The 17,758-nt window shown below is 71.4% G+C and carries 16 protein-coding genes; 9 read left to right on the top strand and 7 right to left on the bottom strand.

Features of this window, described 5'->3' with window-relative positions; genetic code table 11:
- Nucleotides 1–21 precede the first annotated feature (21 nt).
- Nucleotides 22–2,391: a Tox-REase-5 domain-containing protein gene (locus ABZ826_RS05615; RefSeq protein ID WP_361442637.1), complete on the top strand. Its 2,370-nt coding sequence runs from the start codon at nucleotides 22–24 to the stop codon at nucleotides 2,389–2,391.
- Nucleotides 2,392–2,441: 50 nt separating this feature from the next.
- Nucleotides 2,442–3,170, top strand: a complete 729-nt coding sequence (locus ABZ826_RS05610; protein WP_361442634.1) for a hypothetical protein — start codon at nucleotides 2,442–2,444, stop codon at nucleotides 3,168–3,170.
- A gap of 27 nt (nucleotides 3,171–3,197) precedes the next feature.
- Here ABZ826_RS05610 and ABZ826_RS05605 read toward each other — a convergent pair whose 3' ends face one another.
- From ABZ826_RS05605 to ABZ826_RS05585, 5 genes are all read right to left on the bottom strand, one after another.
- Complete coding sequence (locus tag ABZ826_RS05605) at nucleotides 3,198–3,647, bottom strand: DUF3592 domain-containing protein (RefSeq protein ID WP_361442631.1); 450 nt, start codon at nucleotides 3,645–3,647, stop codon at nucleotides 3,198–3,200.
- 20 nt (nucleotides 3,648–3,667) lie between these two features.
- A complete protein-coding gene (locus ABZ826_RS05600; RefSeq protein WP_361443134.1) occupies nucleotides 3,668–4,234 on the bottom strand; it encodes a hypothetical protein in 567 nt (188 codons plus the stop codon).
- A gap of 92 nt (nucleotides 4,235–4,326) precedes the next feature.
- Entirely contained in the window at nucleotides 4,327–6,321 is a 1,995-nt protein-coding gene (locus ABZ826_RS05595) for a hypothetical protein (RefSeq protein WP_361442628.1), read from the bottom strand.
- A gap of 312 nt (nucleotides 6,322–6,633) precedes the next feature.
- On the bottom strand, nucleotides 6,634–8,064 hold the full coding sequence (locus tag ABZ826_RS05590) for an APC family permease (protein ID WP_361442625.1): 1,431 nt from the start codon (nucleotides 8,062–8,064) through the stop codon (nucleotides 6,634–6,636).
- Complete coding sequence (locus tag ABZ826_RS05585; RefSeq protein WP_361442622.1) at nucleotides 8,061–9,209, bottom strand: Zn-dependent alcohol dehydrogenase; 1,149 nt, start codon at nucleotides 9,207–9,209, stop codon at nucleotides 8,061–8,063. Before ABZ826_RS05585 ends, ABZ826_RS05590 begins: the two co-directional genes overlap by 4 nt.
- Before the next feature lie 196 nt (nucleotides 9,210–9,405).
- Here ABZ826_RS05585 and ABZ826_RS05580 point away from each other — a divergent pair, with 196 nt between their 5' ends.
- On the top strand, nucleotides 9,406–9,990 hold the full coding sequence (locus ABZ826_RS05580; protein WP_351085461.1) for an XRE family transcriptional regulator: 585 nt from the start codon (nucleotides 9,406–9,408) through the stop codon (nucleotides 9,988–9,990).
- A gap of 132 nt (nucleotides 9,991–10,122) precedes the next feature.
- Entirely contained in the window at nucleotides 10,123–11,355 is a 1,233-nt protein-coding gene (locus ABZ826_RS05575; RefSeq protein ID WP_361442618.1) for a glycosyltransferase family 39 protein, read from the top strand.
- Between the two features lie 307 nt (nucleotides 11,356–11,662).
- On the opposite strand, the gene ABZ826_RS05570 is transcribed toward ABZ826_RS05575, so the two are convergent.
- On the bottom strand, nucleotides 11,663–12,046 hold the full coding sequence (locus ABZ826_RS05570) for a DUF192 domain-containing protein (protein WP_361442615.1): 384 nt from the start codon (nucleotides 12,044–12,046) through the stop codon (nucleotides 11,663–11,665).
- Between the two features lie 103 nt (nucleotides 12,047–12,149).
- Here ABZ826_RS05570 and ABZ826_RS05565 point away from each other — a divergent pair, with 103 nt between their 5' ends.
- From ABZ826_RS05565 to ABZ826_RS05550, 4 genes are all read left to right on the top strand, one after another.
- Nucleotides 12,150–12,962 (top strand): A24 family peptidase, encoded by an 813-nt coding sequence (locus ABZ826_RS05565; protein WP_361442612.1) that lies wholly within the window; start codon nucleotides 12,150–12,152, stop codon nucleotides 12,960–12,962.
- Between the two features lie 84 nt (nucleotides 12,963–13,046).
- Nucleotides 13,047–13,871: a class I SAM-dependent methyltransferase gene (locus tag ABZ826_RS05560; RefSeq protein WP_361442609.1), complete on the top strand. Its 825-nt coding sequence runs from the start codon at nucleotides 13,047–13,049 to the stop codon at nucleotides 13,869–13,871.
- A 68-nt stretch (nucleotides 13,872–13,939) separates the two neighbouring features.
- A complete protein-coding gene (locus ABZ826_RS05555) occupies nucleotides 13,940–14,398 on the top strand; it encodes a hypothetical protein (protein ID WP_361442606.1) in 459 nt (152 codons plus the stop codon).
- A gap of 201 nt (nucleotides 14,399–14,599) precedes the next feature.
- Entirely contained in the window at nucleotides 14,600–15,133 is a 534-nt protein-coding gene (locus tag ABZ826_RS05550) for a hypothetical protein (RefSeq protein WP_361442603.1), read from the top strand.
- 247 nt (nucleotides 15,134–15,380) lie between these two features.
- Here the strand turns inward: ABZ826_RS05550 and mgrA are convergent, their stop codons facing one another.
- Nucleotides 15,381–16,421, bottom strand: a complete 1,041-nt coding sequence (gene mgrA / locus ABZ826_RS05545) for an L-glyceraldehyde 3-phosphate reductase (RefSeq protein ID WP_361442600.1) — start codon at nucleotides 16,419–16,421, stop codon at nucleotides 15,381–15,383.
- A gap of 200 nt (nucleotides 16,422–16,621) precedes the next feature.
- On the opposite strand from mgrA, the gene ABZ826_RS05540 reads away from it, so the two are divergent.
- Complete coding sequence (locus ABZ826_RS05540) at nucleotides 16,622–17,383, top strand: isoprenyl transferase (RefSeq protein ID WP_361442597.1); 762 nt, start codon at nucleotides 16,622–16,624, stop codon at nucleotides 17,381–17,383.
- Nucleotides 17,384–17,758 lie beyond the last annotated feature (375 nt).

The raw sequence follows: 17,758 nt of genomic DNA, 5'->3' as shown, positions 1-17,758 counted from the left end.
GGGGGACTCGTCGTGTCTGGCATGGGCGGATTTGCGATTTCGGGTGGCGCCGGTGGGGGTGCCGCCGTGGTCCAGCAGGGCAGGCAGCCGCTGCCGCGCCCGTTGCAGGCGGTGCTGATCCTCGTCCGGATCCTCTTCGCCGCAGCGGTTTTGGGCGGCGCGGGTGTGCTGACGGTGGCGTCGGCGGTCAACGAGGTCGACGGCCGGCTGTTCGGGCTGCTGCTGTACGCGGCGCTCCCGAGCGTGACCGCGTTCGTGCTCTCGCTGTACCTGCGGACCGGCGGCATCTGGATCTGGCGCGGACTCCTGGCCGTACATGTCTGGCTCGTCCTCGGCGCGCTGGCGACCCTCGGCGGTGACGGCGGCGGGCGGGGCGTCACACAGCTGGTGATGCCCGTCACCGTGGTCGTCCTGCTGTTCCGGCCGAGCTCGCGCGAATGGTTCGACCTTCCCCTCGAACAGCGGTTGCCGCACCGGCGGTTCAGCATCGCGCGGATGATCAGGTGGCGCCGCGACGACGACGGTCAGACCGCGATGGAATACCTGGGCATGGTCCTGGTGGTCGTGGCCCTCATCGGCGGGCTCGTCGCCACGGGCATCGGCGCCCAGCTGACCGGTGAGATGCAGAACGCGATCTGCAAGCTCACCGGGAGCGCGTGCCCCGCGCCCGGGGGCGATGTGGTGGCCGGGAACGAGGGGCACGACGGGGGCGCGACGTCCGGGAGCACGACGGCCGGAGGCGCGGATTCCGGCGGGTCCGGCTCGGCTTCCGGCGGTACGGACTCGGGTGGCACGGCGGCTTCCGGCGGTACGGACTCGGGCGGGTCGGTCGTCGGTGGCGGCACGGACTCCGGAGGGTCGGACTCCGGAGGGTCGGACTCCGGCGGCTCCGGCACCGCGGGGTCCGGTTCCGGCGGCTCGGGCGCGGCCGGCGCCTCCGGCGGGAGCGACACCGCCATCAAGGCCGACGAGGGCGGCGACGACGTGGACAGCTCCGGTGAGCCGGACGGCGGCGACGTCCCGGACGACGGCGGCAACGGCGGCGACGAGAAGCCCGGTGAGAGCTGCACCTCCGGCGTCGGCGCGTTCTTCTCCTGCGCCGCCCATCAGACCGGCGGCTTCTTCAAGGGCCTGGTCGGCGACGGCCTGTGGGGCGACATCACCGGCACCTTCGACACGATCGCCCACCCCATCAAGGCGTGGAACGGCCTGATGGACTACGGCAAGAGCCTCGGCGACAAGTGGAGCCAGGACTCCAAGGGCGCCGGGGACAAGTGGTCCAAGGGCGACTACCTCGGTGCGGTCTGGGACTGGACCAAGGCGTCCGGTGGCACCGGGTTGAAGGTCCTGGACGACATGTTCATCGGCGACGACGTCCGTGACATGTGGAAGAAGGGCAACGAGGGCCAGGCGATCGGCACCGGCCTCTGGAACATCGGCTCGCTCTTCATCCCGGGCTACGGCGAGGCCAAGCTCGTCGGCAAGTTCGGAAAGCTGGGCAAGCTCGGGAAACTCGGCGAAGTCGCGGAGAAGGCATCGGAGGCCGCGGCCAAGGCGAAGAAGGCCGCCAAGGCGGGCGATGTCGGGGCCGCCGAGAAGGCCGCGAAGGAAGCGCAGCAGCACGCCGACGACGCCGCCGAGAAGGCCGGCCTCAAGGGCTGCACCGTCGGCATGGGCGGCCGTGTGCGGGTCCCGTACGGCAGCGGTGCGGGCATGGGGCTGTCCGGCTCGGGCACCGGTGTCCTGGCCGCGACCCGCACGTCCGTGCCCGTCGGGTTCCTCGCCGGAAAGTGCGACGAGGTGGACCCGGAGAAGAAGGCGGCCGCCGACGAGGCCCAGAAGCAGGCCGACGAGGCGAAGAAGGCGGCCGACGCGGCCAAGCGCCGGAAGGCCCTGGAAGCCGCCCAGAACCAGCCGAAGCCGGCCTGGTACAAGGACCTCAAGGACCCGCCGGCCGGGGCCAAGGACGGCGGCGCGGGCAACTGGCAGGAGATCAAGCCGGGCGTGTGGAACTACCCGACCGAGATGGGCGCCCGCTATCAGGAGCAGATCTCCAAGGTGGGCCGCGGCAAGGAGTACCGGGTTCCGCTGGACAAACTCACCGGCAAGCCGGTCGACTTCGACGGCTGGGACGCCTCGCGGGGCACCTATCTGGAGGCGAAGTACGGGTACAAGGGCAAGGACTACTACAACGCCGACACCGGGACGCTCACATCGAAGGTCGCCGACCGGTGGGCGGACCAGGCGCGCCGGCAGGTCGACGCGGCACGCGGCAAGCCGGTCGAGTGGCACCTGTCCGACCCGGACGTCGTCGAGGCGGCGCGAGAGATGTTCGAGGACCGGGGCATCCCGGTTAAGGTGATCCACACCCCGGGGGACGTGACCGGCTGACCGCCGGACGGGGTGTGGAACCGCAGACCGGAGCCCGAGGAGAACGTGTCGTGCTGAACGTCGTAGTCAACGGTTTCTGGGGCCTCCGCGGGGAATCGGTGCCGGGCATCGCCGAGCGCTGGTCCGGCACGCTCACCGCGCTCAAGGACATCGACGGCCCGACGTTCGACGTATGGCACGAGGCCGGTGACGACCTCCCGTCCGATCCCGTGCTGGAGCCCTCGGTCCCCGCACTGACGGAGTACATCGAGCGGAAGAACACGGGCCCCGACCTCGACGTGGTGGGCTGCACGACGTCGCTGTGGGCGCAGAACCCCGCTGCGGCGCGGGTGTCCATGGCCCTTCACGCGGGCAGTACCTCGCACTACGCGGTGAACTCCGTCTCGCTCGCCTTCCGGTCGCGCGAGGTGGACGAAACCGCGGAGGTGATCCGGCGCGCTCCGGAGATCCTGCGTCTCCTGGCGGAGAACTGGGAGATCGACGCCGGGCAGGTGTACGACAGGCCCCAGTACCGGGCGGTGGCCGAGCGGTTCGACCTGGCGAACAGTGACCCCCGCTGCGGCCGGGCGGTCTTCCTCTCCGCCGGCCGTGCCGCCCTCGCACCCGAGGGGCTGCCCGGAACGTACGTCCGCACCGCACACGGTGGACTGGTCATCGACCTCACCCGTGGCGGTACGGAGTCCCCGGCCATCGAGACGGTCATCGAGGCGAACACGCGGCTGCGGGAGGCCGGGGCGCTGGAGAAGCTCCCGGTGCCGTTCGACCGGGCCACGTTCTGACACCCGCGCGCCCGTGAGCGGCGGGTCTCAGAGCCACCCGCGCATCGCCGCACATCCCAGCAGCAGTCCCACCGCGAACACCCCGAGCACGACCGCGAACACCGCGGGCATCACCACCGGCCCCCACGCCCCCCGCCCCGCCACCGTGGCGCTCCCCGAGGGGTCTGCCGGGTCGTAGCTGACGCGGACCGGCGCCCCGATCTCGAAGCCGAAGGGGCCCGGGGCATGGTCGGTGAACTCGATGTCGCGGCCGTCCCGGGTGCGGAACGCGAAGACGTACTCCGTGGCGTAGCTCCGCTCCATGCCCGGACCCCGGTCGACGGTCCGGCGGTCCGCGCACCGGCCCTCGGCGTGTTCGCCGTGCCGGACCAGCCGCAGCACCCGGTTCAGACGCAGCGCCGACCGGATGGCGAACGCGCCGAGGAGGAGTCCGAACAGAAGCAGGAACGTGGCCGTGCCGCCGGGCAGGATCTGCATGAACGAGCGCCCCTGATCCGCTACTTGACCGTGATCGAATCGACGAACGCGTCGAGGTCCTGTCGGCTCAGCGAGCCCTTCACCGCGTTGATCCGGACCGCGAACGGCACATGCTTCGAATCGACGCCCGCCACCACGACACCCGTCATCGGGGTGCCCGGAGCCGGGGTCCGGTCCTTGCCGCTCGATGTGAACTCGTAGTCGATCCTGCGCGCCTCGCGGGCGCTCTCCGCGCCCGCGAGCCGCACGTCCGAGGTGTCCTTGCGGGTCGCCCCGAGACCGATACCGGCACCCGCTGCCGCCGCCGCCTCACCGGCGTCGTCCACGCCCGTGGCGAAGTCGAGCTGCACGGAGACCATGCCGGTGCGCAGCCCGCCCTCGTCCTTGAGCGCGACGGCGGCGTTGGCCTTGGCGCGGTCGGTCGCGGGCTGTTCCTTGTAGCCCTTGTTCTCGGGGTAGCCGACGGAGAGGCTCTTGGTGTCGAGCTTTCCCCAGCCCTCCGGGAGCGCGGCGGCGTCGCCGCCGCAGCCGGTGAGCAGGGTGAGGCCGATGGCGGCGGCAGCAGCTGCGCCGATTGCCTGGGACATCTTCATCGTCGTCGTCATCGCCTATCGCCTCTTCGTCGTGCGTGGTTGGTGCTGTGCCGTACCCGTACCGTGCCGTACCCGTACCGCCCTGGCTACTTGGCGCAGTAGCTGTACGGAAGGTACGAGCGCTTGTCGCCCTGCGGAGCCCCGAGGAACTGCGCGTCCGTCAGTGTCTCCTTCTTGTGCTCGTCCGAGATGGAGAATCCGAGACTCATGCCGAGCGACACCTCGAAGCCGAACTCCTGGGCGTCCGTCTCACCGTGGTACTTCATGCTGCTCGACAGGCCGTCCTGGAACATCAGCTGGTCGAACGGGTCGGTCCCGGTGGGCTTCTGCTGCATGGAGTGGTCGCCGAACATGTACTCGAACGGGGCGGTGTTGTTGCCGGAGCCGTTCAGCCACTGCTCGGCGACGGCCCGCTTGTCCTCGGTGGCCTGGTCCGTGTCCTTGCCGAAGACGATCGAGTTGGTCAGGACCTCGATGCCGGTCTCGCTGGAGGAGTCGGTGCCGCTGACCTTGCCGCCGCGCTTGTCGCCGTCCTTCTTGCCGTTGTCGCCGCTGATGTCGCCCTTGTCGGACTGGGCGCCGCCCTCGACGGTCTGGGTCATGTCGATGCGGACGATCTTGCCGGTCTTCTGGTCGCGGGTGACGGTGATCGCGCCGGTCCGGCTGTCCTTCGCCGCGGCCGTGCCGCCGAGCGGACCGGCCGAACCGCTGACCTTGCCCTCCAGTTCGAGCTTGGCGGTGTACGTGTACGACTCGTTGCCGTTCACGTCGTCCTTGGTGATGGTCACCTCGGGGGAGAACTTGGCCTTGCCGCCGAGCTTGGCGCCGAGCTTGGTCTCGTCGCCCGCGCTGATGGAGAGGCCGCCGTCCGCGTACGCGTTGAGGCCGATGGTCGAGTAGGAGATCTTCTTGTCGCCGATCTTGCTCTCGACGTCCTTCTTCTTGTCGGCCCACTTCATGCCGGAGTACCAGCCGCCGCCGTAACCACCGCTGTACTTGGTGGAGGTCTCCCACATCTTCATTTCCTCGATGTCGTCCCGCATCTTCTTGGCTTCTTCCTCGCTCTTGAAGACCCAGGTGTCACCGTTGGTGATCTTGATGCCGCCGCCGACGTCCACATCCGCCTTGCCCAGTTTGCCGAGCTTGACGCCGGGGGTGCTGGCGGTCGCGCCGGCCGAGGCGGCGTCCGTGAAGGTCATGTAGACCAGCTTGTCGTTCTCGTCGACCTTGCCGTCGCCGTTCACATCGGTCTTGGCCTGGCTGACCTTCTGCTGGAAGCCGTACTCGTTGCCCCACTCGAACCAGCCGATCTTGACCTTGCCGCCGACGGTGTCGGAGATGCTGGAGACCTGGCACATCTTGGGCTCGTAGTCGGCGTCCGTCTTCGGCTTCGCGGTGGTGGTCCCGCCGCCCGTGGAGCAGCCGGCACCGCCGCCGCCCATCGAGCTGATCGCGCAGCGGATGCGTTCGCCGATCTGGCCGCCCACGCCCGCCATGGCCATCGCGCCGATCAGCGTGACGACGAGGACGATCACCCCGAGGTACTCCATCGCGGTGGCTCCGCCGTCCCGCCACGCGTACGAGTGGGGCGTGGGCGCCTGCTCCTCGCGGTCGTCCAGCAGCCGGTCGACGGCGAGTCCCGCGGCCGAACCCGTCACGAGCGTGACGACCGGCATCAACGTGCCCTCAAGGCCCACGAGATGCCAGGACACGGCGAATCCGTAGATGAGCGCGGCCAGCGGGACACCGAGTGCGGCGAGCAGGGTCAGCAGGCGCGACTCGCGCCGCTCTTCGGGCAGGACGCGGGCCGCGGCCAGGACCGTGAGCACGGTCGTGATGACGTTCGGCACATGCAGCAGGGCGAGCCGCCAGCCGAACGACGCGAGCCGCTGGTCGGTGGCGAGCAGCTCGACGAGCCCGCGCGACACCAGGTATCCGGCGGCGATGTAGACCAGGGCACCCGCGGCCCAACTACGCGTCAGGGCGAAGAACACGCCACCGCTCGCGCCGGAACCACCACCCCCGCTCCCCGGTGGTATGTGGCCCGCGCTTCCGCTTCCCCAGCCCCCGCCACCCGTCACGGTTCTTCCTCTCCGACGCTCATGTGCCATGCCTGTGCCCGCAGTTCCGCATACGGGTTTGGGCGTGAGCGTACGGGTGTACGGGCCGGGTGACCTGGGCCCTTGGCCCCAAAGTCGGGCCCAACGAGCGATGCCCGCCCCGCCCGCGGGGTGCGGGGGAGCAGGGCATCGGGAGAGAGAGGGGGAAGGGAGAGAAGGAGGGACGGGCAGGAGAGGCGCGGGTCCGCACCGGCCGGGGGGCGGCCGGTCCGGGTCCGGGACGGTGGCCCGGTTCCGGCCACGGGGCGGCCGGTCCGGGTCCGCTCCGGAGGGTCAGTCCAGGTCGTCCGCGAACGTCCCGGCGCGTTCGGCGACCTCCGGCCTGCGGACCCGCAGCACGGCGAAGCCGACGATGCCGACGACCAGCGCGCCGACGAACACGTACGGCAGCACGTTCAGCGGCCAGGCCGGGACCGGCCACAGGTTGCGGTAGAAGACGTAGATCATCGCGGCGGCGCCGATCAGCCCCAGGCCCCAGGTGACGAGCAGGCCGCGGGCTCCTATCCGGCGTGCGAACAGCGGCGCGGCCAGGCACACCAGGGTGTAGCTGAGCATGTAGCCGAAGACGCCGATGGTGTCGATGTACGACGTCGCGTTCAGCGGCGCGGTCCCGGCGCCGACCACGAGCACGGCGGGAACGGCGACGAACGGGGCGACGGCCCAGATCGCCACGGACGGGGTCCGGTGACGAGGGTGGGCGACACCGAGCCGGGCTGGCATCACACCCTCCTTCGCCATCCCGAACAGCAGCCGGGCGGCGACGGTGATGCAGGCCATCACCACGGCCACGAACGAGGCCGCGAAGCCCGCGTGCAGGAAGAACTTCAGGAAGCCGAGGCCCGACAGCTCCGCCAGCTCGTCCATCGGGTCGGAGCTCTTCGCCAGGGCGTCCGCCCCGCCGAACCCGGCGACCTGTGCGTACGTGGCGAACATGTACAGCACACCGGCCAGCACCGCACTGCCCATCACCGAGCGGGGAATCGCCCTGTACGGGTCGGTGGCCTCGGCCCCGAGCGAGGCGGCGCCCTCGAAGCCGACGAAGCCGAGCACGCCCAGCACCACGGCGAAGACGACACCGTCGAGGGTGGAGCCGCTGAGGCTCAGCTGCTCGGTGTCGATGATGTTCCCGCTCTTGAAGAAGGCGGGGACCAGCACGACGACGATGAGGACGATCGACACGACCTCCAGCACGGAGGCGACGCGCGCCGCCGTCCGCACACTGGCGATCGTCAGTCGGATCGCGACGGCGGCCAGCAGCAGATCGAGCAGGATCTGGCCGGGGATGCCGGTGAAGATCCCGATGCCGATCTGGTCGAGGGCGCGCGCCGTGTAGTACCCGGCGCCCGCGAGCGAACCCGAACCGATGCATATTGCGCCGATGAGCAGGGCCCACCCGGTCACGAAGGAGCCGGGGGCCCCGAGCGAGAGCCGGGAGAAGGCGTACAGCGAACCGACCCCGGCGCGCCGGCGGGCGAACACGCAGATGCAGTACGCGATGGCGAGGACGGCGGCCATGGCCAGGAAGAACGAGAACCAGGCGCCGTTGCCGGCGGACGCCGCCATGCTGGCGGGGGCGAACGCGATGACGGCGCTGGGCGCGACATTCGCGACGCTCTGCGCGCCGACCTCGAACGTGGAGACGGAGCGGTGGGCCAGCCCGTCGGCCGGCTTTCCGGGCGCGGCCTGCTTTCCGGCGGTGCTCATGTCCGGTCCTCCATCATCAGCAGCTGACGCAGGGCGTGGCCGGAGGCGAGGTCGGCCAGGGCGTCGCCCGCCTCGTCCAGCGGGCGCCGTGCCGAGATCATCGATTCCACGTCGAGCTCACCCGACACCACGAGGTCCACCAGGGCCGGGATGTCGCGGGCGGCGTCGACCGAGCCGTAGTTGGAACCGAGGATGCGCTGGTCGGCCTCGGCGAGCGCGAGCGGGTCGAAGCGCGCGGTGCGGCCGGTCGGCGGCAGACCGACGATGACGGCGGCGCCGCCCTGGCCGAGCGCGGCGATGGCCTGCTCGGTGGTCTCGATCTTGCCGATGGCGTCGAACACGTAGTCCAGGCCCTCCGGGACCAGGGCCCGCAGCGCCTCGACGACATCGCCGTCACGCGCGTCGACCGCGTCCGTCGCGCCGAGCCGGCGGGCCAGCTCCAGCTTCTCGGGGACGACGTCGACAGCGACGATGCGGCCGGCCTTCGCCAGCCGGGCGCCCTGCACACAGGACAGGCCCACCCCGCCGCAGCCGATGACGGCGACGGTCGCCCCGGCCTCGACCCCCGCGGTGTTGCGGACCGCGCCGACACCGGTGGCGATGGCGCAGCCGACCAGGGCGATCACATCGAGGGGCGCGTCCTCGCGCACCTTGATCGCGCCGGACGCGGGGACCACGACGCGCTCGGCGAACGAGGAGACGCCCAGGTAGTGGTGGGCCGGCTCGCCGTCGACGGAGAGCCGGCTGGTGCCGTCGTACAGCACCCCGCCCGGGGCCACGACCTCGGCGACCAGGCTGCACGCGGCCGGACGCCCGGAGAGGCAGAAGCGGCAGGCGCCGCAGGACGGGACCCAGGACAGCACGACGTGATCGCCCGGTTCGAGACCGGTGACGCCCTCGCCGACAGCGGTGACCACGCCCGAGCCCTCGTGTCCCAGCACGACCGGGGTGGGGTGGTCCCACTCGCCGCGGATGACATGGAGGTCGGAGTGGCAGACGCCGGCCGCCGCGACGGCGACCTCGACCTCTCCGGGGCCGGGCGGGGCCAGGGTGACGTCGGTGACGGTCACCTCCTGCCCCGGGGAGCGGAAGACGACGCCGCGCACGGTGCGCGCGGTGCTCTCTTGGGAAGACGGGGAGCTCATCGGCTTACTCCTCGGATGGTGCGGTACGGGCGGGGGAGGGGGAGGGCGGCACAGCGGTCCACCAGGACGCCTTGTTTAGCGTCATTAAACTTTCGTCAAAGTTTTACAGCACTAAACTCGATGGGTAAAGACCCTTCTGACCTGCGTTTGTCCCCGGCCACTGACCGTGACTCCCTCGACAGGTAGCGTGTCCGCCATGTCCGAAGCCTCTGACAGCCACATGTCCACGATCGGTCCGCGGCTGCGTGAGCTCCGTCGGGCACAAGGGCTGACGCTCGCTCAGATCGCCGAATCCGCAGGCGTGACCAAGGGGTTCGTCAGCCTCGCCGAACGCGGCAAGACCTCGGTCTCCGTCCCGACCCTGATCCGCATCTGCGAGGCGCTGGGCACCGGCATCGCCGCGCTCTTCGACTATCCGGACCAGGACGTCGTCAAGGGCGGCCTGGGCGCCAAGCTGGAGATGGGCGGGCACGGCATCGAGGAGTTCCTCCTCACACCGGCCGAGGAACGGCACGTCCAGGTCATGCGGACGATCCTGCGGCCCGGCGGCGGCTCGGGCGGCGCGTACAGCCTGGAGGCCGAGACCGTCTTCGCCTACCTGGTCCGCGGCACGCTGCGGCTGAGCGTGGACGGCGAGCCCAGGTTCCTGGAGGCCGGTGACTCGACGACGTTCTCGGCCCGCGCCGCACACGCCTGGGACAACCCCGGCGAGGAGGAGGCCGAGGTCCTCTGGTCGATCGCCCCCGCCCTGCCGCTCTCCCGCACCAAGCTCCGGCCGTAGAGGCGTGTGCCGGGGGCCCCGCCCGCCGCGCGACGCCCGGTACGTCCCGGCCCCGTGAACGACCTGCTCCGCCCGTGACGGACCTGCTCCGCCCGTGAAGGAGGGGCTGTCCGCTGCGCGACAATCGACAGCATGCCCGACGACGATCCGGCCGCCCAGGCCACCGCCCCCGCACTGCGCCTCGTGCGGCAACGCGGCCACCGAACGCCGCAGCCGCCGCGGCCACCCGCCCGCGGCCGCCTCGCCACGGCCCTCGCGGCGGCGGCGCCGGCCCTCGGGGCGTACGCGGCGGTACGCCTGACCGGCCTCGTCGTCCTCGCCGCCGCCGCGTCCCACGCCGACAAGAGCGCCCTCCACCTCCTCGGCGGGCGCTGGGACTCCGTCTGGTACCAGCGGATCGCCGAGAACGGCTACGGGTACACCGTCACCCTCCCGAACGGCGGCGTCCACCCCGACCTGGCCTTCTTCCCCCTGCTGCCCGCTCTGGAACGGGCGGTCGCCGAACTGACCCCGCTCTCCCTCGCGGGCGCCGGGCTGCTGGTCGCCTGGATCGCCTCGCTCCTCGCCGCTTGGGGGATCTTCGCCGTCGGGGCGCGTCTGTACGGGCGCCGGACCGGGGTGGTGCTGGCCGCGCTGTGGGGCGTGTACCCGACGGCGTTCGTCCAGTCGATGGCGTACACCGAGACGCTGTTCACCGCGTTCGCCGCCTGGGCGCTGTACGCCGTACTGACCCGGCGCTGGATCGTGGCGGGCGCCCTGTGCGTACTCGCCGGGCTGACCAGGCCCTCCGCCGCGGCGCTCATCGCCGCCCTCGCGATCACCGCCGCGGCCACGCTCGTACACGAGTACCGGGCCGGCCGGACGGACGGCATCGTGCGCCGCAACGCGCGGATGCTGGCCGGTGTCGCGCTTGCGCCGCTGGGCTGGCTGGCGTACGTGCTCTTCGTCGCCGTACGGCAGGGCAGCCCGTTCGCGTACTTCGACGTCCAGGCGCAGTGGGGCAACAGCATCGACGGAGGCGCGGCGCTCGCCTCGTTCATCCTCGGGCTGCCGCTGCCCGGTGCGCTCGGGCTGTGCGCGGCACTGGTGGGCCTGGGATGGGTGGTGTTCCTGTGCGTACGGCAGCGCCAGCCGCTCCCCGTACTCGCCTACTGCGTCGCCGTCGTCGTCATCGCGCTGATCGGCTCCGGGTACTTCGGGTCCAGGCCGCGGCTGATGATGCCCGCCTTCCCGCTGCTCCTGCCGCCCGCCGTCGCGCTGCTGCGGCTGCGCACCACGGCCCGCACGGTGGCGGTCGTCGCCGTGCTCGCGCTGGCCTCGGCGGCCTACGGGGCATGGACACTGCTCGGCTCCGGCCCGCCGTAGAAGCGAACCCGGTCAGGGCCGGGGCAGGCCCAGCGGGACGCGGCGGACCGCGCGGCCCCGGGTGTCGAGGAGCCGGCCCATGCGCTTGGGCGAATGCGGCGCCACCCGTACGGTCCTTGACCTCCAGCGTCGGGAAGCGCTCCGCCGGCAGCGTCTCGAACGGGCCGATGGCGTCCGGGCCGTGCAGCCGGACCACGACCAGGAGATTGTGCGGCCCGCTGACGGAGACGCACATGCGGACCTGCTCCATCCGGGCCGGCGCGTGGGCCGCCGGACGCGAGGGCGGTGGTCCGGCCGCGAGCTCCTCTCAGCCCCGGCTCTCCTCCGTCCGGACGATCCGCACCCGTGCCCCGGGCCGCAGCCCCCACTTCTCCATCGCCCCGGCCTCCGACTCGATCACATGACGGGCCCGCAGCCGGGGCATCCCGAGTCGGCCCGGCTTCATCGTGTGGACGGCGACCACGCGGAACTTCCGGTCCACGTACGCCACATCGATGGCGAACCGCATCCGGAAGGTGTGCACACTTCCGCACGGGGTGATCAGCAGGGCGCCGTCGATGCCGTCCTGGCCGAGCAGTCCCCGGCTCCTGGCCCGGTACGTGGCCGCGATCCGCAGCGGTATCTCCGGCTCCTGCCCTCCCTGTGGATCGGTGACCGTCAACGTGCCGTTCCCATTGCGCCATTGAGCCATGGCCAAGACGGTAGCGTCCGGTGACCTCCGCTGGGTCCGGAACGGTCCGCAGTGGGCCCCTGGACCCATGCCCCGTGCCCGCCGCCCGCCTAGGGTCTGCTCCGTGTACGCCATGCTGATAGCGCTCGCCGCACTCTGGGGCGCGGCGGCCGGACTGCTGGTCCCGCGCGCCGCCTACCGGTTCTCCGTCGAACCGGAGGACGCCTGGCGGGACAGCTGCCCCGCGGGCCACGCCCTGACCGGTGCGGTCGGCGGCTGGCTCGGCTCCACCCGGTGCGCCCAGTGCGCGGCGGCGGTGCCGGTGGCCGCCGCTCCGGGCGCCGAACCGGGGGACCGGAGCGACGGGGAGGGCGACCCCGTGCGGCCCGTGGAGCGTTACGCCCCCGGCGTCCTGGTCCCCGTCGTCACCGCGCTCGCCTGCGCCGCCCTCGCGGCGGCCACCGGACTGCGGCCCGAGCTCGTCGTCTGGCTGCTGCTGGCGCCCGTGGGCGTACTCCTGGCGACCATCGACCGTCGTGTGCACCGCCTGCCCGACCGGCTGACGTTGCCCGCCGCCGCAACCGTCGTCGTGCTCCTGGGCATTGCGGCGCTGCTCCCGGAGCACGGCGGATCGTGGTTGTCCGCCCTGCTCGGCGGAGCGGCGCTCGGCGCCTTCTACTTCCTGCTCTTCCTCATCAATCCCCACGGCATGGGCTTCGGGGACGTCAAGCTCGCCCTGTCTCTGGGCGTCGCCCTCGGCTGGTACGGCTGGCCCGTGCTCTTCGCCGGAGGGTTCGCCGGGTTCCTGCTCGGCGCGGCGTACGGGTTCGGGCTGATGGTCCTGGGACGGGCCGGACGCAAGACCGGCATCCCGTTCGGGCCATTCATGATCACGGGTGCGCTGCTGGGCATGCTGCTCGGCGGGCTCGCCGCGTGACCGCCGCCGGGCGGACCGGTCGACGGCCTTGACGTCGCCGTATTGAGGTCGCGCGGACCGGTTCCCGGCTGACACCATTCACGTATGTCCGGAACACCCGAAGAGGCGCCAGGAGCGCCGGACGCGGCGCACGCCGCCGCGGAAGCAGAACGAGCGAGGTTCGACGCACTCGTCGCCGAGGCCGCCGCCGTCTCCGTCGACGGCTGGGACTTCTCCTGGCTCGACGGCCGGGCCACCGAACAGCGCCCGTCCTGGGGCTACGCCCGCGCCATGGCGGACCGGATGGGACGGGCCGGGGCCGCGCTCGACATCCAGACCGGGGGAGGCGAGGTCCTCGCCTCCGTACCGAGGCTGCCGCGGCTCACCGTCGCCACCGAGTCGTGGCCGCCGAACGTCGCCCGCGCCACCGCCCTCCTGCACCCGCTCGGCGTGGCCGTGGTCGCCGACGCGGACGAGCCGCCCCTGCCGTTCGGCGACAACGCCTTCGACCTGGTGGTCAGCAGGCATCCGGCGACCACCTGGTGGGCGGAGACCGCCCGGGTGCTCACCCCCGGCGGCACGTACTTCTCGCAGCAGGTCGGCCCGGCCAGCGTCTTCGAACTCGTCGAGTACTTCCTCGGCCCGCAGCCGCCCGAGGTGCGCGGCGCCCGCGACCCGGAGCGGGCACGTGCCGCCGCGGAGGCGGCCGGGCTGGAGGTCGTCGAGCTGCGCGGGGAGCGACTGCGTACCGAATTCTTCGACATCGGCGCCGTCGTCTACTTCCTGCGCAAAGTGATCTGGATGGTGCCGGGCTTCACCGTCGAGGAGTACCGGCCGAGGCTGGCCGAGCTGCACCACCGGATCGAGACCGAGGGGCCGTTCGTCGCCCACACCACCCGGTTCCTGATCGAGGCCCGTAAACCGGAGTAGGCCGGGCCGCCTGCTCCCGCCCCGAGGATGCGACCCTGGACGGTGAGCGGATGGGGAGGGAACCGGCCATGAGGGTGGGCGACGAGGACGAAGCACTGCGTGTCCCGCGGCAGGGCAGGGCCGACTGGCTCAGCGGCGAGCGGATCGTCGCGGTACTCGGCGTCTACTACCGGCCGGAAGGGCGGATGGGGGAGCCGGAAGCCGTGGAATTCCTGCTGGCCGACGGCCAGTCGGTGCTCCTGACCTGCGCCTCCGACTGGACCCTGCACGTCGGCCCCGGCGCCTGGCCGCAACTGCCCGACTGGTGCGTACCGTCGGGACAGTGGGAGTTCGCAGATGTGTCGAACCTGCCGCGACCACCCGAAGGCGGCTGGATCGTCACCCGTACCGAGGAACGCAGGGACGAGCGGGGCGAGGTGCACGAGGCCGTCATCCGGTGCGAGGGCGGACGCTTCGTGGTCATCGGCGGCGACACGGTGGCGATCCGCTTCACCCGCGGCCACCGGGGCGCACCGGCGAGAAGCTGACGGCCGGCCCGCCGGGGCGTGGCCGGGCCGTACGCGTGCGGATGGACAGCGACGCACGAGCCCGGCGAGCGCCTCCCGGCCGTCGAGCGTGACGACGTCCGGACGGGTGCACATGCCGGGCTCGCGTGCCCCGCTCGCTCATCCGGCCCGATCCGGACGAAAGGCGGCCCAACGGACCAGCGCCTGTCCCATACTCGGCGCATGACCCCTGCGAGACATACGGCCAAGGCCCTCGCCACCGCGGCAGTGCTCGTCCTGACGACCGTCCTCGCCTGCTGCGGCACACAGCGCGCCGGGGACGCCGGACCCGGTGCGGGGAGCAGCGGTCCGCCCTCGGCGGGCCCCGCTACCCCCTATGTCGAACCCGGCGCCGACGACGGTGCGCCGCATTACCGGGAGAACCACGCCTTCCAGTCCACCGCGGAGCTGTCCCCGGCCGACCGGGCCAGGGGCGAGGCGGCGGTGAAGAAGGTCGAGGCGGGGCTGGCCGGGATCGCGGAGGGTCGCAGGACCACCGAGTCCCAGCTCCACGAGGCGCTCGCCGGTCTGGGATACAGCCCCGAGTCCATCTCCACCGGCACCTTCGGCCCCCACCGCACCACGTTCATCGTCGAGCTCGGCCCGATCTGTGTGGAGGGCGCGCTGGACGGCCTGGTCAACGGGCTCGTCACGGCCGAGGCCCATGGCCGGTACCTCGAAGGAACCGGCTGTGTGAAACCGGTCGGTGGCCACTGAGGCGTCAACCGGACACCGCGCTCGGAACGGAGTCCGGTGAATTCGGAGAGTAATTGTGGAGTGGCGTGGCACGCAGCATCACTTACGAAGGGTTATGGTGGAAACCCCCCCTCGGGCCGGTCCGTATCCCCCCCACGGACCGGCCCGTTTTTTTGTGGCCCCGCGCTGCCGACCCCGAGCGGACCGCGTGCCGACCACGGACCGGCTCCGCGTACGGCCTCGGCTCATCGGCCCGCGAGGGCCCCCGTCAGCTCCGTCCGGCCCAGATGTTGGTGCCCGCGGTGTCCACGGCGAAGGTGTCGATCTCCTTCAACTCCTCGTCGGACAACGGCTGGCCCGAGAGCGCCGCGACGTTCTCCTCCAGCTGCCGCACGCTCGACGCGCCGATCAGCGCCGACGTCATACGGCTGTCCCGCAGCACCCAGTTGAGTGCCAGCTGGGCGAGCGACTGGCCGCGCCGCCGGGCGATGTCGTTTAGCCCGTTCAGCCGGCGCACCACCTCGTCGGAGAGCAGACCGGGATCCAGGGACTTGCCCTGGGTGGCCCGCGAACCCACCGGGATGCCCGTCAGGTACTTGTTCGTGAGCAGGCCCTGGGCGAGCGGCACGAAGGAGATGCAGCCCATGCCGGCCGTCTCCAGGGTGTCGAGCAGCCCGTCGTCCTCGATCCAGCGGTTGATCATCGAGTAGGACGGCTGATGGATCAGGGCGGGGACGCCCATCTCCTTGAGCAGCCGGGCCGCCTCGGCCGTCTGCTCCGCGTTGTACGAGGACACGCCCACGTACAGCGCCTTGCCCTGTTGCACGGCGGAGGCCAGCGCCCCCATCGTCTCCTCCAGCGGAGTGTCCGGGTCGAAGCGGTGGGAGTAGAAGATGTCGACGTGGTCGAGCTCCATGCGCTTCAGCGAGGCGTTCAGCGACGACAGCAGATACTTGCGGGAGCCCCACTCGCCGTACGGGCCGGGGTGCATCTCGTAACCGGCCTTGGTGGAGATGATCAGCTCGTCCCGGTACGGGGCGAAGTCCTGCCGGAACATCTTGCCGAAGTTGAGCTCGGCGGAGCCGGGCGGCGGCCCGTAATTGTTGGCCAGATCGAAGTGGGTCACCCCGAGATCGAAGGCACGGCGCAGGATCGCCCGCTGGGAGTCCAGCGTGCGGTCGTCGCCGAAGTTGTGCCAGAGGCCGAGGGAGACGGCCGGGAGCTTGAGACCGCTGCGGCCGGTGCGGCGGTATTCCATGGAGTCGTAGCGCGAACCGGCTGCCCGGTAGAAGAGAGGAGAATCAGTCACGTTTCTCTCCTTATCACGGACTCGTGACAGGCCGGGTTGGGCCGGTGTGCCGCCTGCGCAGTAATGTGGCGGCTTCGGGGACCCCCGCGACACGGCGGGGCGATGGACTCCGTGGAGTCGTGCGGTGATCCCCAGGGGGACGACCCCGGCCCCCGGGCATCGGGGCGGGCGGGCCCGCACAGAACCGAGAGGTGAACTCAGTGAACTTGCGCGACCTGGTGTACGGGCTCTACGCACGCCGGGTCGAGGCGCGCCTCGACCACACCCAGGTGCCCAAGCACATCGGCGTCATCCTCGACGGCAACCGGCGCTGGGCGAAGGCGTCCGGCGGCACGGCCGCGCAGGGACACCAGGCCGGCGCGGACAAGATCCAGGAACTGCTCGGCTGGTGCAGTGAGACCGATGTGGAGGTCGTCACACTCTGGCTGCTCTCCACGGACAACTTCGACCGGCCCGAGTCCGAGCTGACCCCGCTCCTCGGCATCATCGAGAACACCGTGCGCGACCTCGCGGCGGACGGGCGCTGGCGGGTCCATCACGTCGGCACGCTCGATCTGCTGCCCGCCCACACCCAGACCGTCCTCAAGGAGGCCGAGCAGGCCACGGTGGGAGTCGACGGGATACTGGTCAACGTCGCCGTCGGCTACGGCGGGCGCCAGGAGATCGCGGACGCGGTCCGTTCGCTGCTGCTGGACCACTCCGCCAAGGGGACGTCCTTCGAGGACCTGGCGGAGATCGTCTCCACGGACCTGATCTCCGAGCACCTCTACACCCGAGGCCAGCCCGACCCGGATCTGGTCATCCGCACCAGCGGTGAGCAGCGGCTGTCCGGTTTCATGCTCTGGCAGAGCGCGCACTCCGAGTACTACTTCTGCGAGGTCTTCTGGCCGGCCTTCCGCCGCGTCGACTTCCTGCGGGCCCTGCGCGACTACGCGGCCCGGCACCGCCGCTACGGCGGCTGACACCGCCTGTTCCCGGGGCTCCCGTCCCCCGGAGGGAGCAACGTCCCCGGCAGGGCCGCTACGGCGGTGGGCCCGTGCTGACGTGCCCGGACGCACCGGCCCCGCTCACCCCGCCCGCCCCGGGCGGCATGGCTTCGCGTGTTCGAGGGAATACCCCTGACAGGTCGATGTCCGGTCACCAACCAGGCGGACGTCGTGTCCAAGTGAGCGGCATGGAGTCCGCTCGCCCGGGAGGCCCTTTGCACACGAAGGACCGTACACACAGTGCGGCCGACGCGGAGGGCCGGAGCTCGGCCCGTGCATCTGGGTCGCAGCCCGGTCCGTCCTCTCCCATTGGGATGCTCCGCGACGCCGTCGCACCCCAACCTCGTCCGA

The organism is Streptomyces sp. NPDC047515 (assembly GCF_040643055.1).
Classification (GTDB): Bacteria; Actinomycetota; Actinomycetes; order Streptomycetales; family Streptomycetaceae; genus Streptomyces.
This window is presented reverse-complemented; position numbering and strand designations above follow the sequence as displayed.